This is a genomic window from Brachybacterium halotolerans, assembly GCF_016623465.1.
Classification (GTDB): domain Bacteria; phylum Actinomycetota; class Actinomycetes; order Actinomycetales; family Dermabacteraceae; genus Brachybacterium; species Brachybacterium halotolerans.
On sequence record NZ_JAEDAJ010000011.1, the window covers coordinates 1 to 17102 of the forward strand.

Genomic DNA, 17102 nt, shown 5'->3' on the forward strand with positions numbered 1-17102 from the left:
CCCCCCCCCGGGGGGGGGCGGCGCCCGCTTCCGTGCGCGCGGAGCGCGTCAGGACGTCAGGCGGTCTGCTCGCCGGACTGCTCCGACTGCTCCGACGGGGACGACGTGTCGGACGCGTCCGACGGGGACGACGGGTCCGACTCGTCGCTCTCCGCCCCGGTGCCGTCCGCACCGCTCGCAGCGGCCGGGACATCGCCAGCGAGGATCCGGTAGATCGAGCGCTTGGAATCGGTGAGGACCTCGGCGACCTGGCTCATGTGCTGGGACTCGCCCGAACGGGTGGCCTCGCGGACGGCGCCCGTGAGGTCCCGCAGCGAGCTGCGCAGATCTAGCGCACCCTGCGCGAAGGAGTCGTCCTCGCCCGCGAAGGGGTCCGACCAGGACGCCTGGTTCTCCTCAACATGGGTCTTGCCGGAGTCGGTGAGGGTGGCGAGCTTGCGCCCGCCCTCCTTCGACATCTCGACGAAGCCCTCGTCCTCGAGCTGGGAGAGCGTCGGGTAGATCGCGCCCGGGCTGACGGACCACGTCCCGCCCGTGCGCTCGTCGATGGTCTGCATGAGCTGGTAGCCGTGCATCGGCTCCTCGCTCAGCAGCAGCAGGACGGCCGTGCGCACGTCACCGCGGGGCCGACGTCCGCGTCCACGGCCACGACCGCGTCCGCCGCGCGGCCCGAAGCCGCGGCCCGAGCCGTCGGCATCCTCGAAGCCGGGGCCCCCGGGACCGCGTCCGCCGAACCCGGGGGCACCCGGTCCGCCGAAGCCGCGTCCGCCGGGACCGGCCGGACCGCCGAAGCCGCGTCCACCGCGTCCTCCGAAGCCGTGTCCGCCGAATCCGGGACCGCGGCCCTCGAACTCGGAGCCGTCGAAGCCGCGCGCGTCGAACTCGCGGCCGTCGGCGCCCGGATGGGCGTGACCTCGACCGTGCTGGTCGAAGCCGTGGTGCTCAGCGTGTCCGGGACGCTCCGGACGCTCGGGGTGCTCCGGGGGTCCGGGATGGCCCGGGTGATCGCCCGGGCCGCGGCCCGCCCGGGGACCGCCGCGCTGCTCGCGAGGGCCGAAGCCCATGCCGTCGGGGTACATGGCCCCTCCTTCCTCGGCGCGCCGGCGCTGGCCGCCGCGTCGCATGAGTGCCCGGCGCAGAGCGCGCGGGTCGAGTTCCTGATGCTCGTCGTGATGATCGTGATGGCGTCGCATGAGTGATCTCCTTACGGTCGTTCATGTCGTGACAGCATCACGATATATCGCTAACACGAGCGAGCGCAAGAGTGAGCTGCGCGACGCCGCGAACCGGTCCGCATCGCGCGAGCGCGTGATGCGCCCGGCTGCCCGCTCGGGTCATCCCGTGAGAAGTACGAAACCGTTGCCATCAGCGCTGATGGCAACGGTTTCGTACTTCTCACGAGACTGTGCCCGCTGCTCGGTGCTGGGAACCCGCCGGCTCCCTGGTCCCAGCAGTGTGGAGGACCGGCGCTGTGGATAACTTCCGGTGCGCGGCGCGCCCGCGGGCATCCTGTTCGCCATGCCCCCGCGCCGGTCATCCCTGCCGCAGAGCCTCGCCACCGCGTTCACGGTGGCCGAAGCCCGCGCTCTCGGCATCGGCGCGCAGCGACTCAGGGCCCCGGACGTGCGTCGGCTATCCCGCGGCGTCTACGCGCGCACGGGTGAGGACGTCACGGTCTCCGATCTCGCCCGTGCATTCTGCAGCGACGCGCCCGACGCCGTCATCTGCGGTCCGACCGCGGCGGAACTGCTCGGGATGCCCCTTCCGTTCCGCCACCTTGCTCGCGAGACGGGGCTGCTCGACCTCGCCGCGAGGACGCGACGCCGCCACGCACCCTACGTGCGATGGCACCAGCTCGGAGCGCTCGGTGCGCACGAGGTGATGGAGACGGGAGGCGTCCGACTGACGTCGCGGGTCCGCACGTTGGGAGACCTCTCGACCCTCCTCGATCGCGACGAGCTGACATCCGTCGCCGACCACCTCCTCCGCCATCCCAGGTTCCGCTTCGAAGGGCGCCGGCGCCCCTACGCGAGCCTCGACGAGCTTCAGGGATCCGTTGCGAGCCGTCCGGGGCGGCGCGGCAACGAAGCGCTGCGGGCGGCGTTGGACCAGGCGCGCGTGGGCAGCGACTCTCCGGCCGAGACCATGCTGCGCCTGCATCTGGAGCGCGCGGGCCTTCCGGAGCCGCAGCTCAACATCGCGATCGTCGAGGGCACGGTGGACCTGGGCGAGCCGGACCTCTCCTGGCCGGAGTTCCGTGTCTGCGCCGAGCACGAGGGGCCGTCGCACCTGACCCGTGAACAGCAGGAGCGTGACATCGCCCGGACCGAGGCCCGGCTCCGTCACGGCTGGATCGAAGTGCGCACTGTCGCCGCGGACCTCCGCCGTGCTGGCAACCGGGCGGTCAGCAGAGTGTCCGATGCCCTGCTCCGACACGGCTGGAGAGGCTGACGTCACCCGGCGGCTCGCTGCTGCGCACCTTCGATTCCATCCGCGCTGCATGCAGGTAGCGGGGCCTCCTGAGTGTCCCGGCGTACCGAGAAGACTCGTGAGAAGTACGAAACGGTTGCCCAGATCGATCTTGGCAACCGTTTCGTACTTCTCACGGGCCCTTGGGGCGTTTTGGGCCGAGGGGCCGGGGGGGGGTGCCACCGCCCCTTCACTACTCTTTATACTTTCTAACGGTGTCCCTCTTTCGATCTTGGCAACCGTTTCGTACTTCTCACGGCCGATGGGGCCGATTAGGCCGAAGGAGCGGGCGGAGGGTCACACCTCGTCGCCGGCGGTGATGGCCTCGGCCTCCTGCTCGCTGGTCAGGTGGTGCTGCTGACCGACGTGGGAGAGGTGGCGTCGGCCGATGACGAGCATCAGCATGCTCAGCGCCACGGTGATCGCGCCCAGGATGTACGGGGCGGCGGCGCCGACGGCCTCGGAGAGCGGGCCGGCGACGGCCGGGGCGATCGCGCCGCCCAGGAAGCGCACGCCCGAGTAGGCGGAGCTGGCCACGCCGCGCGGCAGGTCCGTGGCCTCCATGACGGTCTCGGTGAGTGCCGTGTTCATGACGCCCAGCAGCAGGCCGCCCACGATGATCAGCACGATGATGCCGATCATGGAGCCGTGCGCGAGGGCGAGGCCCAGCATGAGCACGGCCAGCAGGCCCTCGATGGTCAGCAGCGTGGGGATGAGGCCCAGCTTGCGGGTGAGGATCGGGGCGACGAACACCGAGGTGATCGCGAGGCATACGCCCCAGCCGAAGAAGACGCCGCCGATCTGCATGGCGCCGAACTCCTTGCCCTGGGCCGCGGCGGCGGCCTCGAGCGGGAACGGGGAGTAGGCGAGCATCACGAAGAACGTGAAGTTGTAGAAGATCGCGACGAGCGCGAGGGTGCGCAGGGCCGGGTTGCCCAGCGCCCGCAGGGAGGCGAGGGGCGAGACGTGGACCGGCTTGGCCTCCTTCTTCAGCAGGGCGGTGATGGCGATGAAGCCGATGGCCATGAGCGCCGCGGTGCCGAAGAACGGGGCGCGCCAGGAGACGCTGCCCAGGAGGCCGCCCAGCAGCGGGCCGAGCGCCATGCCGATGCCCAGCGCGGTCTCGTACAGGATGATCGCGCCGCCCGACGGGCCGGCGGTCGCGCCCACGATCGCCGCGAGCGCGGTGGAGATGAACAGGGCGTTGCCCAGTCCCCAGCCGGCGCGCAGGCCGATGATCTCGCTGACCGAGCCGGACGCGCCGGCGAGCGCCGCGAAGACGACCACGAGCGCGAGGCCGATCAGCAGGGTGGTGCGCACGCCGACCTTCGAGCTGAACCAGCTCGTGAAGAACATGGCGATCGCGGTGATGAACAGGTAGCTGGTGAACAGCAGCATCGCCTGCGTGGGGGAGGCGTCGAGCTGGGAGCTGATCGCGGGGAGGATCGGGTCCACCAGACCGATGCCCATGAAGGACACCGTCGCGGCGAAGGCGATCGCCCACACGGCCTTGGGCTGGTGGAAGGCGTCGCGCAGGGTCGGTGCGGCGTTCGATGCGGGGGTGGGCGCGGAGCCCGCGGTGTGCGGGTCCGTGGCGGAAGGGGCTGTCATGCGATCGGTGACCTTCTCATGATCGATGGGGCGGGTTCGGGGGAGCGGGGCGCGGGCGGCTCCGCCGGGTCGGGTGCGGGAGACGCCGCCGGGTCGGGGCGCGGCGCCGCCGACGGGTCAGGTGCCGGGAGGTGCGGAGTCTGCCGCGGGAGGCGAGGGGTCGGCCGCGGGAGGTGCGGAGTCGTGGGTCTCCACGATCCGCGCCAGGATCTCGGCGGCCTGCGCGAGGGTGCGCCGGTCGTCGTCCCCGAGCTCGTCGAGGATGGGGCCGACGCCGTGATTCATGCGGCCGCGCCAGTCGGCGAGCTTCTCGCGGCCGGCGGGGGTGATGTCGACGAGGACCGAGCGCGAGTCGGCGGGATCGGGGGTCCGGAAGACCAGGCCCTCCTCCTCGAGCCGCTTCGCCACGGTGGTCGCCGTGGGGCGGGTGACCCTCTCGCGCTCGGCGATCTCGCTGAGCCGCAGCGGTCCCCGCTGCTCGATCGTGCTCACCACCCGCCAGGAGACGGAGGAGACGCCGACGTCCGCGCGGCGCGCGGCGAGCCGCACGAAGCGGCTGCAGGCGAGCGTCAGGTCCTGGGGGAAATCATCGGTGGGCACGTTGCCCCAATGTAGTTAGGAATGCGAACTATCGCAACATGCTGTGGCGCACGGGACGATCGGTCGCGCCCGGTGGACGATCGGCCGCGCCCCGTGGATGGCCGGCCGTGCTCCGTGGACGATCGGTCGCGCTCCGCAGGGTGGCTGGGCGGGCGCCCGGCTCAGTCGCCCGTCGACCGGGTCTCCGCGTCCGCGTCGCGCGCCGAGGCGGTGCCGTGGTTCCAGTCGGGACGCCAGCTGCCCGGCCCCGTGTAGGGGTGGTCGCCGACCTCGGCCTGCATCTGCGCGAGCTGCGCGGCGAGATCCGCCCGGATCCCCGCGTAGGCGGGATCGCCGGCCACGTTGCGGAGCTCCCGGGGATCGGTGCGCAGGTCATAGAGCTCGTACTCGCGCTCGAAGATGCGATCCGAGGCGCCCGGTGCACCGAGGCCCGCGCCGTAGTAGTCGATGTACGCGAAGTCCTCGGTGCGGATCCCGTAGTGCGCCGGGGCATGGTGGGCGGGGTCGTCGTGCTCCCAGTAGCGGTAGTAGACGGCGCGCGGCCAGTCCTCGATCTCCTCGCCGCGCAGCAGCGGGCGGAAGCTGCGCCCCTGCTGGCCGGGCATCGCCTGCTCGGGATCGACCCCGGCGACATCGAGGAGGGTCGCGGCGATGTCGACGTTGCGCAGCATCGAGGTCACGCGCGAGCCCGCCGGGACCTCGGCGGGCCAGCGCACGAGCATGGGCATCTGCAGGGACTCGTCGTACATCAGGCGCTTGTCGAACAGGCCGTGGTCGCCCAGGAAGAAGCCCTGGTCCGAGGTGTAGACGACCAGGGTGTCCTCGGCGATGCCGAGCTGATCGAGGTGGTCGAGCACCCGGCCCACGCTGTCGTCGACCGCCTGGACGGTCTGCAGGTAGTCGCGCAGGTAGCGCTGGTAGTTCCAGCGGGCGCGGTCCTCGCGCCGGTCGTCGGCGCGCAGCTCGGCGGGCATGTCCTCCTTGACGTCGGTGCGGGTGAGGTCGTCGGCGATCGACATGCGCGCTCCCTGCACCGCCTGCGAGCGGGTCGAGAGGTCCTCGAGGAGCGTGTCGGGCTCGGGGATGCTGCCCACGGGGTGGAGCTCGGCATGCCGGGGGTGCGGGATCCACGGCCGGTGCGGTGCCTTGTGATGGAGCATCAGGCAGAAGGGGGCCAACGGGCGCTGTGCGCGCTCCTCGTCGATCCAGTCGAGGGCCATGTCCGTGAGCAGATCGGTCACGTAGCCCTCGTGCTGCTCCTCGCCGTCGGGCGTGAGCAGCCGCGGGTCCCAGTACTCGCCCTGGCCGGGGAGGATCCGCCAGGCGTCGAAGCCGCGCGGCAGGGCCGACGGCGAGTCGCCCAGGTGCCACTTGCCGAACAGCGCTGTCGCGTAGCCGGCGCTCTGCAGCGCCTCCGAGACCGTGGGCACGCGATGGTCGAACTCGGTGTAGAGCGTCGCGGCGCCGTTGATGTGGCTGTAGGTACCGGTGAGGATCGACGCGCGCGACGGCGTGCAGATCGAGTTCGTGCAGTACATGGCGTCCAGTCGCGCGCCCTCCCTCGCGAGACGGTCCATGTGCGGGGTGGAGTTCACGCGGCTGCCGTAGGCGGAGATCGCGTGCGCCGCGTGGTCGTCGGACATGACGAAGACGATGTTCGGGCGGGGTCGGGGAGACGGGGCGCCGTGTGCTGCGGGCGACGCATGGCTGGGGCTGGACATGGGGCTCCTCGTGGGTCGTCGATCGGCGACCGGAGTGCCTGCAGCCGCCGTGCTGCCATGCGGGCACGCTATCGCGATCCGCGGTGCGGCACAGCGGTCGATGCACCGCCCGACCCGCGATACATCCGAGGACCTATGGGCGAGCGTCCGAGACCCATGGGAGAGCTGAGTCGAGGCGAGCCGCTGACATGCGGACGCGTCGATGCGAAAACGCGGATGGACGCAGGGCATCTCGGACAGCTCTTGACTCATCCCATGTTTTCCTCAAGAGTGGTGCCGTTGCGAAGACATCCGATGTCTTGAGGCGCAGGCGTCGACGGCTCGGTGTCCGCAACGATCGAGAAGGTCGACGACGACCTTCGGGACCAGAGGTGGGACATGCCGATGATGGACAGGGCCGCACTCCTCTCACGCCGAGCGCTGCTCGCGGGCGCAGGCGTGGGGCTGCTCGGCGCCTCCGGTGCGCTGACGGCCTGCGGCGGGCCCACCGGGGACCCCAGCACGCGGCTGTACACCTGGATCTCGAGCGCGAGCGACCGCGAGCAGTGGGAGGCGTTCATCGGGGCCGCGAAGCAGGAGGATCCCGGATTCGCCCTCACCCTCGAGGGTCCCAGCTTCGAGGACTTCTGGACCAAGGCGAAGACGCGGATGACGGCGAAGGACGCGCCTGCGCTGCTGACCACGCAGGCGGCCAGGACGCAGGAGATCGGCCCCCTGCTCGCTCCGCTCGATGGTCTCGCGCAGGACGCGGGCGTCGACCTGGGCGCCTTCAACGAGGCGATGATGACCGCCATGACGGTCGACGGCACGATCCGCGCCGTCCCGTACGACGCCGAGCCGATGGTCCTCTACTTCAACCGCTCCCTGTTCGAGGCCGCGGGTCTCGAGCTGCCCGGTCTCGACTACACGACGGACCACTTCCTCGATGATGCGAAGGCGCTGACCTCCGGCGACGTCCACGGCCTCGCGATCTCCGCGGGCCTCGTGCACCTGGGCATGGCGATCGGCTTCGCCGACGGCGGAGCCCCCGTCGCCGACGGCGGTCTCACGCTCACCGACCCCGCGATCGTCGAGGGCATGCAGTTCGGATTCGACCTCGTCACCGAGCACGGCGTCGCGACGGCCCCGTCGGCCGTGGACTCCGAACCGGCCGCTCAGCAGGAGCTCATGGGCGGCACCGCCGCGATGTACGTCGACGGGCCGTGGATGTACCAGGTGTACGCCGACGCCCTCGGCGACGACCTCGGCGTCGGCGTCATCCCCTCGCGCAGCGGCGATGCACGCGGGCTGATCCAGGGGTCGGGCTTCGGGATCGCAGCCGAGGCAGACGACCCCGCCGCGGCGTTCCGGACGCTCGCGGCCATCACGACCCCGAACGTCATCGGCAGTGTGGCCCACGCGCGCGGCACGTTCCCTTCGCTCGCGCAGGAGCGGGACCGCTGGGCGGAGGGGAAGCCCGAGGACAGCGTCCGCGCCGTGACCGCGCTCGCGGACTCGGGGCAGCCGCTGGTCACCACGTCGAACTGGAACGAGATCGTCTCGGTCTTCGCCCAGTACGCGACCGACGGCTTCCGGGGGCGCCGGACGGCGCAGCAGATCCTCGGCGAGATCCAGGAGGCGACCGCACGATGACCGCAGCTCTCGACCACGCGCCCGCGTCGGCCCCCGCCGCGCCCGCGCGCCGCCCGCAGCGCACGGGCCGAGGCCGCCCGGCGCGCTGGCCCGCCGTCCTCTACCTCGGCCCAGGCATGCTCGGGTTCGCCGTCTTCATCGTCGTGCCCCTCGCGGCCTCGCTGGTCATCAGTGTGTTCGACTGGCCGCTGCTGGGGTCGCCCCGCTTCGTCGGGCTGGAGAACTACCGGTACATGCTCGCCGGGGACCCGGCGTTCTGGCGCAGCCTGCTGAACACCCTGATCTTCGCGGTGCTCTACACGGCCGTGAACCTCGCCGTCGCCCTGGGGCTCAGCTACTGGCTGATGAACCTCGGCGGACGCTGGGCGGCGTTCTTCCGGGTCCTGTTCTTCATCCCCGTGGTGACGCCGATGATCGGCAACGCGCTGGTCTTCCGTCTCCTGCTCGACGACGACGGCGTGGTCAACGCCCTGCTCGCACATCTCGGGATCACCGGTCCGCAGTGGCTGAACACCGCGGGATGGGCGATGATCTCGCTGGTGATGATGTCCCTGTGGCAGGGGATGGGCTACAACATCATCGTCCTCGGGGCGGGGATCTCCGGCATCAGCCCCACCGTCCTCGAAGCCTCTCGGATCGACGGCGCCGGTCCCGTGAACCGCTTCGTCCGAGTGGTCTTCCCGATGCTCTCGCCCACGATCTTCTTCTGCACGATCATGACCGTGATCGGCGCGTTCAAGGTCTTCGCCCAGCCCTACGCCCTCACCGAGGGCGGGCCGGGCAACGCGACCAACACGCTCGTGCTCCACCTCTACCGTAACGGCTTCTCGTTCGATCGCCTCGGCTACGCCTCCGCGCTCGCCTGGGCGCTCTTCGTGATCGTCATGCTCATCACCGCCGTCCAGTTCAGCCAGCAGAAGAGGTGGGTCTCCTATGACAGCTGACGTGACAGCCCGGCGCGCCGCCCCGGCCCCGCGCCGCAGGGGCATCCGCCCGGGCCGCCTGATCTCCCGCATCCTGATCTGCGTGGTGGGACTGGCCTTCGCCTTCCCATTCCTCTGGATGCTCGCGACGTCGCTGAAGCCGACCGACGAGGTCTTCGCGACCGGCACCAGCCCGCTGGGCTCCCGCTTGGAGTGGTCGAACTACCTGACCGCGTGGACGGCCATCCCCTTCGCGCGGATCCTCGTCAACAGCTTCCTCATCGCCCTCGTGGGGGCTGCGATCACGGTGACGGTCTCCGTGCTCAGCGCCTATGCGTTCACGCGCTTCGCCTTCCGTGGACGCGCGACCCTGTTCGGCGCGTTCCTGGCGACGATGGTGCTGCCGCAGGAGGTGCTGATCATCCCGCTGTACCTGATGATGCAGGAGCTGGGCCTGGTGAACTCCTACCCCGCGCTGATCCTCCCCTTCGCCTTCGGGGCCTTCGGCACCTTCCTGATCCGCCAGTTCCTGCTCAGCCTCCCCGCCGACTACGAGGAGGCCGCGACGATCGACGGGGCAGGACGGCTGCGCACCCTGGTCAGCATCATCGTCCCGCTGCTGCGCGCCCCGATCTCCGTGGTCTTCGTCTTCGCGTTCATCGAGTACTGGGCGAGCTTCCTGTGGCCGCTGATCATCGTCAACGACTCCTGGATGGCGACGGTGCCCATCGGCCTGCAGATGTTCTCCGGTGAGCGCGGCACCGACTGGGGGCCGCTGATGGCGGCCGTCACCCTGGTCGTCCTGCCCAGCCTGCTGATCGTCGTGCTGCTCCAGAAGCAGCTGCAGCAGGGGGTGAGCATGGGCGGCTTCGGAGGCCGCTGACTCTTCGCCGATCTTCCCGACCGACCCCGCACCACCTGCATCCGAGGAGACGATGAACCCATGGCCGCCGACACCGACAGCAGCATGAGCACAGCCCCCGAGACCTCCGCCGGCGACACCCCTTCGCGCGGGGACTCCGCCCCCGCGCACTCCGCCCCCGGGGCGTCCGGCTCCGACAACGCCCCCACCACGACCGCGGACGACACCCAGCGCTGGGCCGACCTCCCCACCCGCCACCCCGACTGGTACCGCGACGCCCCGCTGGGCATCTTCATCCACTGGGGCGCGTACGCCGTCCCTGCCTGGGCGGAGCCGATCGGCGAGCTCGGCACCTTCGACAACGACCACGAGTGGTTCTCCCACAACCCCTACGCCGAGTGGTACTTCAACACGATCCGGCTCGACGGCTCGCCCGCTCAGCAGCACCAGCAGCAGGTGTTCGGCGGGGCGCCCTACGACGACTTCCTGGACGCCTGGGACGCCTCGGCGTTCGACGCCCGCGCCTGGGCGGACCTGTTCCGCCGGGCGGGCGCCGACTACGTCGTGCCCACCACCAAGCACCACGACGGCATCACCCTGTGGGATGCCCCCGGCACAGGGGACCGCAACACGGTCGCCCGCGGACCCCGCCGCGACATCGTCGGCGAGCTCGCCGAGGCCACCACGGGCGCCGGCCTGCGCTTCGGCGTCTACTACTCCGGCGGCCTGGACTGGCACGTGCGGCCGACGGACCCCATCGGCCTCGAGGGCGCCGCCGAGCGCATGCCCCATCCCCGGGACGACGAGTACGGCACGTACTGCTCCGCCCACGTGCGCGACCTCATCGACCGCTACGCGCCCGACGTCTTCTGGAACGACATCGGCTGGCCCGAGGAGAACCACCACTTCGGCCCCGGCGGGCTCGGCGAGCTGCTCGAGCACTTCTACGCGCAGCGACCGGAGGGCCTGATCAACGACCGTTTCTCCGGCGCCCACCACGATTTCGTGACCACCGAGTATCAGGCCGGGGAGATCCCCGAGGGCGAGGCCTGGGAGAACTGCCGCGGCATCGGTCTGTCGTTCGGCTACAACCAGGTCGAGGGCACCGAGCAGTACCTCACCGTCGCCCAGGCGGTCCGCCACGTCGTCGACGCCGTCTCCAAGGGCGGGCGCGTGCTCCTCAACGTCGGCCCGAAGGCCGACGGCACCCTGCCCGAGCCCCAGGTCGCCGTCCTCGAGGGCCTCGGCGAGTTCATGGCCGAGCACAAGGCGCACCTGGCCGGCTCCACGGGCCTCGGCGAGCTCGAGATCCCCGGGACGACCTGGGCGCGCGCCGTGGAGAAGGACGGCACCGTGCATGTCTTCCTCAGCGGGCCCGCCGGGGAGATCGATGTCCCCGCGAGCGCGCTGCCCGCGGCCGACTGGACCGAGGGCGGCGTGCGCGTGCGCCTCGCGGGCGAGGACGCACCGCCCGTCGCGATCAGCGCGCCCTCCGCCTGACCCCGCCCTACCCACCGACCCGCCGACCGAACCGAGGACAACCACCGGTGAGCACCTTCGTCCCCTTCGACGTCCGCGACGTCCGCTTCCCCACGAGCCGCGACCTCGACGGCTCGGACGCGATGAACCCCGATCCCGACTACTCGGCCGCGTACCTCACGATCTGCACGGACACCGAGGATCCCGCCGATGCCGGGACGAGCCTCGTGTTCACCATCGGCCGTGGCAACGACGTGCAGAGCGCGGCGATCAGGGCCCTCGAGCCGCACGTGATCGGGAGGGACGTCGAGGAGGTGCTCGCCGACCTCGGCGGGATGCAGAAGGAGCTCGACGGCGACTCGCAGCTGCGGTGGCTCGGCCCGGAGACGGGCGTGATGGCGATGGCGATCGGCGCCGTGGTCAACGCGCTGTGGGACCTGCGCGCGCGCCGCGAGGGACGGCCGCTGTGGCTGACCCTCGCGATGCTCGACCCCGAGGAGATCCTCGACCTCGTCGACTTCCGGTATCTCACCGACGCCCTCACCCGCGAGGAGGCCCGGGAAATCCTGCAGCACGGGGCCGAGGGCCGCGAGGAGCGCATCGCCGCGGTGCGCGCGCACGGCGTCCCCGCCTACACGACGACCCCGGGCTGGCTCGGCTACAGCGACGAGAAGCTGCGCCGCCTGCTGCGGGAGGCGCGGGACGACGGCTTCGAGATGGTCAAGCTCAAGGTCGGGGCCGACGTCGATGACGACGTGCGCCGCCTCGCCCTCGCGCGCGCCGAGATGGGGGAGGGCTTCCCGATCGCGGTGGACGCGAACCAGCGCTGGGACGTCGCCGAGGCGATCGAGTGGCTGAACCGGCTCGCGCCTCACGACCCCTACTGGATCGAGGAGCCGACGTTCCCCGGGGACGTCCTCGCCCACGCCGCGATCCGCCGGGGCGTGGGCCCGCTCCAGGTCGCGACCGGCGAGCAGGGCGCGAACCGGATCGTGTTCAAGCAGCTGCTGCAGGCTGGCGCGATCGACGTACTCCAGCTCGACGCGACCCGCGTCGCGGGGATCGGTGAGAACGTCGCGAACCTGCTGCTCGCCGCGAAGTTCGGCGTGCCGGTCTGCCCCCATGCGGGCGGCGTGGGCCTGTGCGAGATGGTGCAGCACCTCGCGTTCTTCGATGCCGTCGCGATCGGGGGCGAGGACCCCCGGCGCCGCATCGAGTTCGTCGACCACCTGCACGAGCACTTCGAGGTGCCGGTGCGCGTCGAGCGCGGCGCCTACCGCGCGCCCGAGGAGCCCGGCGGCGGAGCGCGCATGCTCGAGGCTTCGGTCCGGGACCACGAGTTCCCCGGCGGCGTCGTGTGGTCGGGAGAGCCCGCATGAGCGCGGCCGGCCTGCGCCTCCCGCTGCCGCGTCTCGGCTTCGGCGCCGCCCAGCTCGGCAACCTCTACCGGGTCACCACCGACGAGGAGGCCGACGGCGCGGTCGCCGCCGCCTGGGAGCAGGGGATCCGGTACTTCGACACCGCCCCGCACTACGGGATCGGCACCAGCGAGCGCCGCCTCGGCGAGCGGCTCCGGGGCCTCCCGCGCGAGGAGTACCTGGTCTCCACGAAGGTGGGCCGCCTGCTCGACCCCGGCCCCGGCACGGGCGATGACCACGCGAACGCCTTCTGGGTCCCGGACGACCACGTGCGCCGCTGGGACTTCTCCGAGGCCGGCGTGCGCGCCTCCCACCAGGCGTCGCTCGAGCGCCTGGGCCTGGATCGCGTGGACATCCTGTACGCCCACGACCCGGAGGAGGGACCGACGGAGCAGGCCTTCGCGGAGGGCCTGCCGGCGCTGGCCCGCATGCGCGAGGAGGGCCTCGTGGACGCGGTCGGCGTCGGCTCGAAGGACGCCGCCGTGTGCACACGGGCCGTGCGCACCGGACTGGTCGACCTCGTCATGCTCTCGGGCCGGTTCACGCTCCTCGAGCAGGACGCCGCGCGCGAGCTGCTCGAGGCGTGCCGGGAGCACGACGTGCAGGTGGTCGCCGTGAGCGTCTTCAACTCCGGCCTGCTCTCCCAGCCCGTCGTCCCCGACGACGCCACCTACGAGTACGCCGCCGCACCGGCCGAGATCCTCGCGCATGCCCGCGCCCTCGCCGCGCTCGCCGAGGACCACGGCATCACCCTGCCCGATCTGGCCGTCCAGTACCCGCTGCGCCACCCGGCGATCGCCTCGGTGGTGCTGGGCATGCGGACCGCGGGGCAGGTGGTCTCGAACGTCGAGCGGATGCGGCAGCACGTGCCGGAGGCGGCGTGGGAGGCGGTCGCCGCGCTCGAGGCGGAATGGACGGAGCAGACCGCCGGGGCGCGTGATGCGTGATTCCGTCGTTCCTGCGGTCACCGATGACGTGGGCGCCCGCATGGCGGTCACCGATGCTCACCTGCACCTCTGGGACCTGCAGCGGAGCTCCTACGCCTGGCTCGCGGGGGCGCCCGAGGCGCTGCGCCGCACGGGCGAGTGGTCGATGGTGCGCGACGGGCTGGCAGCGCTCGGCGTCACCCGCGTGATCCTGGTCCAGGCCGACGACGCCCCCGAGGACACCGCCCACCTCCAGCGCACCGCCCGCGCGATCGAGGCGGAGGGCACGGGGATCTCGGCAGCGACCCCGCGCTTCACGGCCGACGTCGTCGGCTGGCTGCCGCTCGAGGACCCCGACGCGGCCGCAGACGCGCTCGCCGACCCCGCCGTCGCCGACCACCTGGTCGGCGTGCGGCACCTCGTCCACGACGAGCCGGATCGGGGATTCCTCGAGCGCCCCGCCGTCGGCCGCTCGCTCGAGCTCCTGGCCGCCGCCGGCCTCCCGCTCGACGTGCCCGACGCCTTCCCCCGTCACATGGAGCAGGTGGTCCGCCTCGCCGCGGCGCACCCCGAGCTCACCCTGGTGCTCGACCACCTCGGCAAGCCGCCGCTCGGCGACGGCGAGCAGATGGCGTTCTGGAGGGCGGCGCTCGAGCGGATCGCCGCCGCACCGCGCACCGTCGCGAAGCTCTCCGGCCTTGCGACCAGCGGGAACGGCGCATACGCCCCGGCCGTGGCCTCGGCGCTCGAGCTGTTCGGGCCCTCGCGGCTGATGGTCGGCTCCGACTGGCCGATCGCCCCGTCGGCCTTCACCCTCGACGGCTTCTGCCCGCTGCTCGCCCACGTGCGCGAGCAGCTCGCCGGAGACGACGAGGCGCTTCGTGAGGTGCTGCAGGGGACCGCGGAGCGGGTCTACACGCGGGCCGGGGCGACCGGGTAGCCGGTCACGCCCCCGTCGCCGGGTCCGTCCCCTCGGCCGCCGCGTCCTCGGGCATCCCCTGCCGGATCAGCCAGGACTCGACGCCCGCGACGTGGGAGGTCGCGTAGGCGCGGGCGAGGTCGGCCCGACCTGCGCGCAGCGCCTCGAGGATCCGCGAGTGCTCGGCGAGCGTCCGCTCGACGGCCTCGGAGTCCGTGAGCCCGCGCCACACGCGCGCCCGCGAGGTCGAGCTCGCGAGCGAATCGAGCAGCGTGCTCAGGTACGCGTTCGGGCAGCGGTGGTTGATGAGCCGGTGGAAGGCGATGTCGGAGGCCACCAGCGCCTCGATGCCCGAGTCCGCGTTCAGCTGGGCGAGCATCTCGTCGAGCCGGGCGAAGTCCTCGTCGGTCAGGTGCGGGGCGGCCTGCTCGACCGCGATGGGCTCCATGAGCCGCCGCAGCTCGAGGATCTCGAGGTGCGAGGAGTCCTGGTGCAGGTCCAGCACGAAGGAGAGGGACTCCAGCAGCTGCTCGGGCTCGAGCGCGGTGACGTACGTGCCGTCGCCCTGGCGGACGTCCAGCACGCGGATCACCGAGAGCGCCTTCACGGCCTCGCGCAGGGAGTTGCGGGAGACGCCGATCGTCTCGGCGAGCTCCTTCTCGGTGGGCAGGCGGTCGCCGGGCATGAGCTGCCCGTCGACCACCATCTGCTTGATGGCGGAGATCGCCTTGTCGCTGACTGCCGATGCCATGTCAGTCCACCGGCCGGGTGCGCAGTCCGCTCATGCCCCCGTCGACCGCGAGCGAGGTGCCCGTGGTCGAGGAGTTCAGCGGGCTCGCGAGGAAGACCACGGACTCGGCGACCTCCTGCGGGGTGACCATGCGGCCCGTCGGCTGACGGGCGTCGAGCGCCGCCCTCTCGGCCACGGGATCGGGGAAGTTCTGGACCATGCGATCCACGAACTCGGTCGCGACGGTCCCCGGGTTCACGCAGTTCACGCGGATGCCCTCGCGCACGTGGTCGGTGGCCATCGCGAACGTCATCGCCTGCACGGCGCCCTTGGTCGCGGAGTAGAGCACCCGCTCCTGGAGGCCCGCGGTCGCGGCGATCGAGGACATGTTGACGATCGCTGCGTGCGCGGAGCGGCGCAGATGGGGGAGCGCGGCAGCGGTCACGCGAGCCATCGCGGTGACGTTCACGCTGAGCACGCGCGCCCACTGCTCGTCGTCGTTCGCGGTCACGTCGCCCACGGCGCTCACGCCCGCGTTGTTCACGACCACGTCGATCCCGCCCAGGGACTCGGCGGCGGCGTCGACCGCGGTGCCCGTCGCCGCTCTGTCGCCCAGGTCGACCACGTGGACGGTCGCGCCCTCGGGCGCACCCGTCGGCGAGAGATCGAGGACGGCGACGCGCGCGCCGAGCCCCAGGAAGCGGGCCGACGTCGCCCGGCCGATTCCCGAGCAGCCACCGGTGACCAGGACCTTCAGGCCCTCATAGGGGTTCGCGGGGGTCATCGGCCGGTCTCCTTCTCGGTGGTGGTGGACGCTGCGTCGGACGCCGTGGCAGGCGCGGTGGGGGCGGGCGTGTCGCGGAAGGTCTGGCGCTGGCTGCCCAGGCCCTCGATGGCGAGCTCGACGACATCGCCGTCGCGCAGGTACGGCTGGCCGGGCAGTCCCATCGCGACGCCCGCGGGCGTCCCGGTGTTCACGAGGTCGCCGGGGTACAGGGTCATGAAGCGCGAGAGGTAGGCGAGGACCTCCCCGACGCCGAAGATCTGGTCGGCCGTGGTGCCGTCCTGGCGGACTTCGCCGTTCACGGAGAGGGTGAGGGAGAGGTCCTGGACGTCGGGGATCTCGTCGGCCGTGACGAGGTACGGGCCCATCGGGTTGAAGGTCTCGCAGTTCTTGCCCTTGTCCCAGGTGCCGCCGCGCTCGATCTGGAACTCGCGCTCGGAGACGTCGTTGCTGATCGTGTACCCGGCGACGGCGGCGAGCGCCTCCTCGGGCGAGGCCGCACTGCGCAGCGTGCGGCCGATGACGACGCCCAGCTCGACCTCCCAGTCGGTCTTCACGGAGTCGCGCGGGATCAGCACGTCGTCATGGGGGCCGACGACGGTGTCCGGCGCCTTCATGAACAGGATCGGCTCGGCGGGGATCTCGGCGTCCGTCTCCGCCGCATGGTCGCGGTAGTTCAGTCCGATGCACAGGATCTTGCCGGGCACGAGCGGAGCGCCGAAGCGTGCGTGACCGGCCGGGGCGGCGGAGGTGCCGGCCGTGCCGACGGTGTCGCTCGTGCCGGTCGCGCCGGCCAGGTCCGCGGCCCGGGACGACGCGTCGTCCTGGGTCGGCAGCGCGGCGGGCTCCAGCGCGGGCAGGGCGCCGTCCGCGATCGCGCGGCGGGTGCGCTCGATGCCGCCGTCCTCGAGGAATCCTCGCGTGATCGCGGTGGCTTCGCCCGTGAGAGGTGTCAGGTCATAGGACGTGCCGTCGTGCAGGACGGCCGGGCGCTCGGCGCCGGCAGGACCATGGGCAGAGAACTTCAC

Annotated in this window: 16 protein-coding genes; 9 read left to right on the forward strand and 7 right to left on the reverse strand. The window is 71.8% G+C overall.

The genetic code is table 11. The features are described from left to right. Positions 1 to 56: 56 nt before the first annotated feature. The gene (locus I8D64_RS17865; protein WP_200503486.1) at positions 57 to 614 is read right to left on the reverse strand and encodes a helix-turn-helix transcriptional regulator; all 558 of its coding nucleotides are present in this window, start codon (positions 612 to 614) and stop codon (positions 57 to 59) included. Positions 615 to 818: 204 nt separating this feature from the next. Here I8D64_RS17865 and I8D64_RS17870 point away from each other — a divergent pair, with 204 nt between their 5' ends. Then, a complete protein-coding gene (locus tag I8D64_RS17870) occupies positions 819 to 1199 on the forward strand; it encodes a hypothetical protein (RefSeq protein WP_200503487.1) in 381 nt (126 codons plus the stop codon). A 286-nt stretch (positions 1200 to 1485) separates the two neighbouring features. Further along, positions 1486 to 2451, forward strand: coding sequence for a hypothetical protein (locus I8D64_RS14370; protein ID WP_200503488.1), 966 nt, complete (start codon positions 1486 to 1488; stop codon positions 2449 to 2451). A 315-nt stretch (positions 2452 to 2766) separates the two neighbouring features. On the opposite strand, the gene I8D64_RS14375 is transcribed toward I8D64_RS14370, so the two are convergent. From I8D64_RS14375 to I8D64_RS14385, 3 genes are all read right to left on the reverse strand, one after another. Then, positions 2767 to 4080, reverse strand: coding sequence for an MFS transporter (locus I8D64_RS14375; RefSeq protein ID WP_200503489.1), 1314 nt, complete (start codon positions 4078 to 4080; stop codon positions 2767 to 2769). 117 nt (positions 4081 to 4197) lie between these two features. Then, positions 4198 to 4680, reverse strand: coding sequence for a MarR family transcriptional regulator (locus I8D64_RS14380; RefSeq protein WP_200503490.1), 483 nt, complete (start codon positions 4678 to 4680; stop codon positions 4198 to 4200). Positions 4681 to 4841: 161 nt separating this feature from the next. Further along, positions 4842 to 6401 (reverse strand): sulfatase family protein, encoded by a 1560-nt coding sequence (locus tag I8D64_RS14385; RefSeq protein ID WP_200503491.1) that lies wholly within the window; start codon positions 6399 to 6401, stop codon positions 4842 to 4844. A gap of 324 nt (positions 6402 to 6725) precedes the next feature. Here I8D64_RS14385 and I8D64_RS14390 point away from each other — a divergent pair, with 324 nt between their 5' ends. From I8D64_RS14390 to I8D64_RS14420, 7 genes are all read left to right on the forward strand, one after another. Continuing rightward, the gene (locus I8D64_RS14390; RefSeq protein ID WP_200503492.1) at positions 6726 to 8033 is read left to right on the forward strand and encodes an extracellular solute-binding protein; all 1308 of its coding nucleotides are present in this window, start codon (positions 6726 to 6728) and stop codon (positions 8031 to 8033) included. Continuing rightward, positions 8030 to 8977 (forward strand): carbohydrate ABC transporter permease, encoded by a 948-nt coding sequence (locus I8D64_RS14395; protein ID WP_246483073.1) that lies wholly within the window; start codon positions 8030 to 8032, stop codon positions 8975 to 8977. The genes I8D64_RS14390 and I8D64_RS14395 overlap by 4 nt, the downstream gene beginning before the upstream one ends. After that, the gene (locus tag I8D64_RS14400; RefSeq protein ID WP_200503493.1) at positions 8967 to 9839 is read left to right on the forward strand and encodes a carbohydrate ABC transporter permease; all 873 of its coding nucleotides are present in this window, start codon (positions 8967 to 8969) and stop codon (positions 9837 to 9839) included. The genes I8D64_RS14395 and I8D64_RS14400 overlap by 11 nt, the downstream gene beginning before the upstream one ends. 84 nt (positions 9840 to 9923) lie before the next feature. Next, positions 9924 to 11318, forward strand: coding sequence for an alpha-L-fucosidase (locus I8D64_RS14405; protein ID WP_200503494.1), 1395 nt, complete (start codon positions 9924 to 9926; stop codon positions 11316 to 11318). A 47-nt stretch (positions 11319 to 11365) separates the two neighbouring features. Then, a complete protein-coding gene (locus tag I8D64_RS14410) occupies positions 11366 to 12676 on the forward strand; it encodes an enolase C-terminal domain-like protein (RefSeq protein WP_343068591.1) in 1311 nt (436 codons plus the stop codon). Further along, a complete protein-coding gene (locus I8D64_RS14415) occupies positions 12673 to 13662 on the forward strand; it encodes an aldo/keto reductase (RefSeq protein ID WP_200503495.1) in 990 nt (329 codons plus the stop codon). The genes I8D64_RS14410 and I8D64_RS14415 overlap by 4 nt, the downstream gene beginning before the upstream one ends. Further along, positions 13655 to 14581, forward strand: coding sequence for an amidohydrolase family protein (locus tag I8D64_RS14420; protein WP_200503496.1), 927 nt, complete (start codon positions 13655 to 13657; stop codon positions 14579 to 14581). Before I8D64_RS14415 ends, I8D64_RS14420 begins: the two co-directional genes overlap by 8 nt. Before the next feature lie 4 nt (positions 14582 to 14585). Here I8D64_RS14420 and I8D64_RS14425 read toward each other — a convergent pair whose 3' ends face one another. From I8D64_RS14425 to I8D64_RS14435, 3 genes are read right to left on the reverse strand one after another with little or no spacing between them, the layout of a single operon-like run. Next, a complete protein-coding gene (locus I8D64_RS14425; RefSeq protein ID WP_200503497.1) occupies positions 14586 to 15311 on the reverse strand; it encodes a FadR/GntR family transcriptional regulator in 726 nt (241 codons plus the stop codon). Position 15312: 1 nt separating this feature from the next. Then, entirely contained in the window at positions 15313 to 16074 is a 762-nt protein-coding gene (locus I8D64_RS14430) for an SDR family NAD(P)-dependent oxidoreductase (protein WP_200503498.1), read from the reverse strand. After that, complete coding sequence (locus tag I8D64_RS14435) at positions 16071 to 17102, reverse strand: fumarylacetoacetate hydrolase family protein (RefSeq protein ID WP_200503499.1); 1032 nt, start codon at positions 17100 to 17102, stop codon at positions 16071 to 16073. The genes I8D64_RS14430 and I8D64_RS14435 overlap by 4 nt, the downstream gene beginning before the upstream one ends.

Bases quoted from the DNA above. Each gene is read 5' to 3' on its own strand.
- I8D64_RS14430 (WP_200503498.1), bottom strand. From the start codon at position 16,074: ATGACCCCCGCGAACCCCTATGAGGGCCTGAAGGTCCTGGTCACCGGT.
- I8D64_RS14420 (WP_200503496.1), top strand. From the start codon at position 13,655: ATGCGTGATTCCGTCGTTCCTGCGGTCACCGATGACGTGGGCGCCCGC.
- I8D64_RS14375 (WP_200503489.1), bottom strand. From the start codon at position 4,080: ATGACAGCCCCTTCCGCCACGGACCCGCACACCGCGGGCTCCGCGCCC.
- I8D64_RS14395 (WP_246483073.1), top strand. From the start codon at position 8,030: ATGACCGCAGCTCTCGACCACGCGCCCGCGTCGGCCCCCGCCGCGCCC.
- I8D64_RS14385 (WP_200503491.1), bottom strand. From the start codon at position 6,401: ATGTCCAGCCCCAGCCATGCGTCGCCCGCAGCACACGGCGCCCCGTCT.
- I8D64_RS14415 (WP_200503495.1), top strand. From the start codon at position 12,673: ATGAGCGCGGCCGGCCTGCGCCTCCCGCTGCCGCGTCTCGGCTTCGGC.
- I8D64_RS14400 (WP_200503493.1), top strand. From the start codon at position 8,967: ATGACAGCTGACGTGACAGCCCGGCGCGCCGCCCCGGCCCCGCGCCGC.
- I8D64_RS14405 (WP_200503494.1), top strand. From the start codon at position 9,924: ATGAGCACAGCCCCCGAGACCTCCGCCGGCGACACCCCTTCGCGCGGG.
- I8D64_RS14425 (WP_200503497.1), bottom strand. From the start codon at position 15,311: ATGGCATCGGCAGTCAGCGACAAGGCGATCTCCGCCATCAAGCAGATG.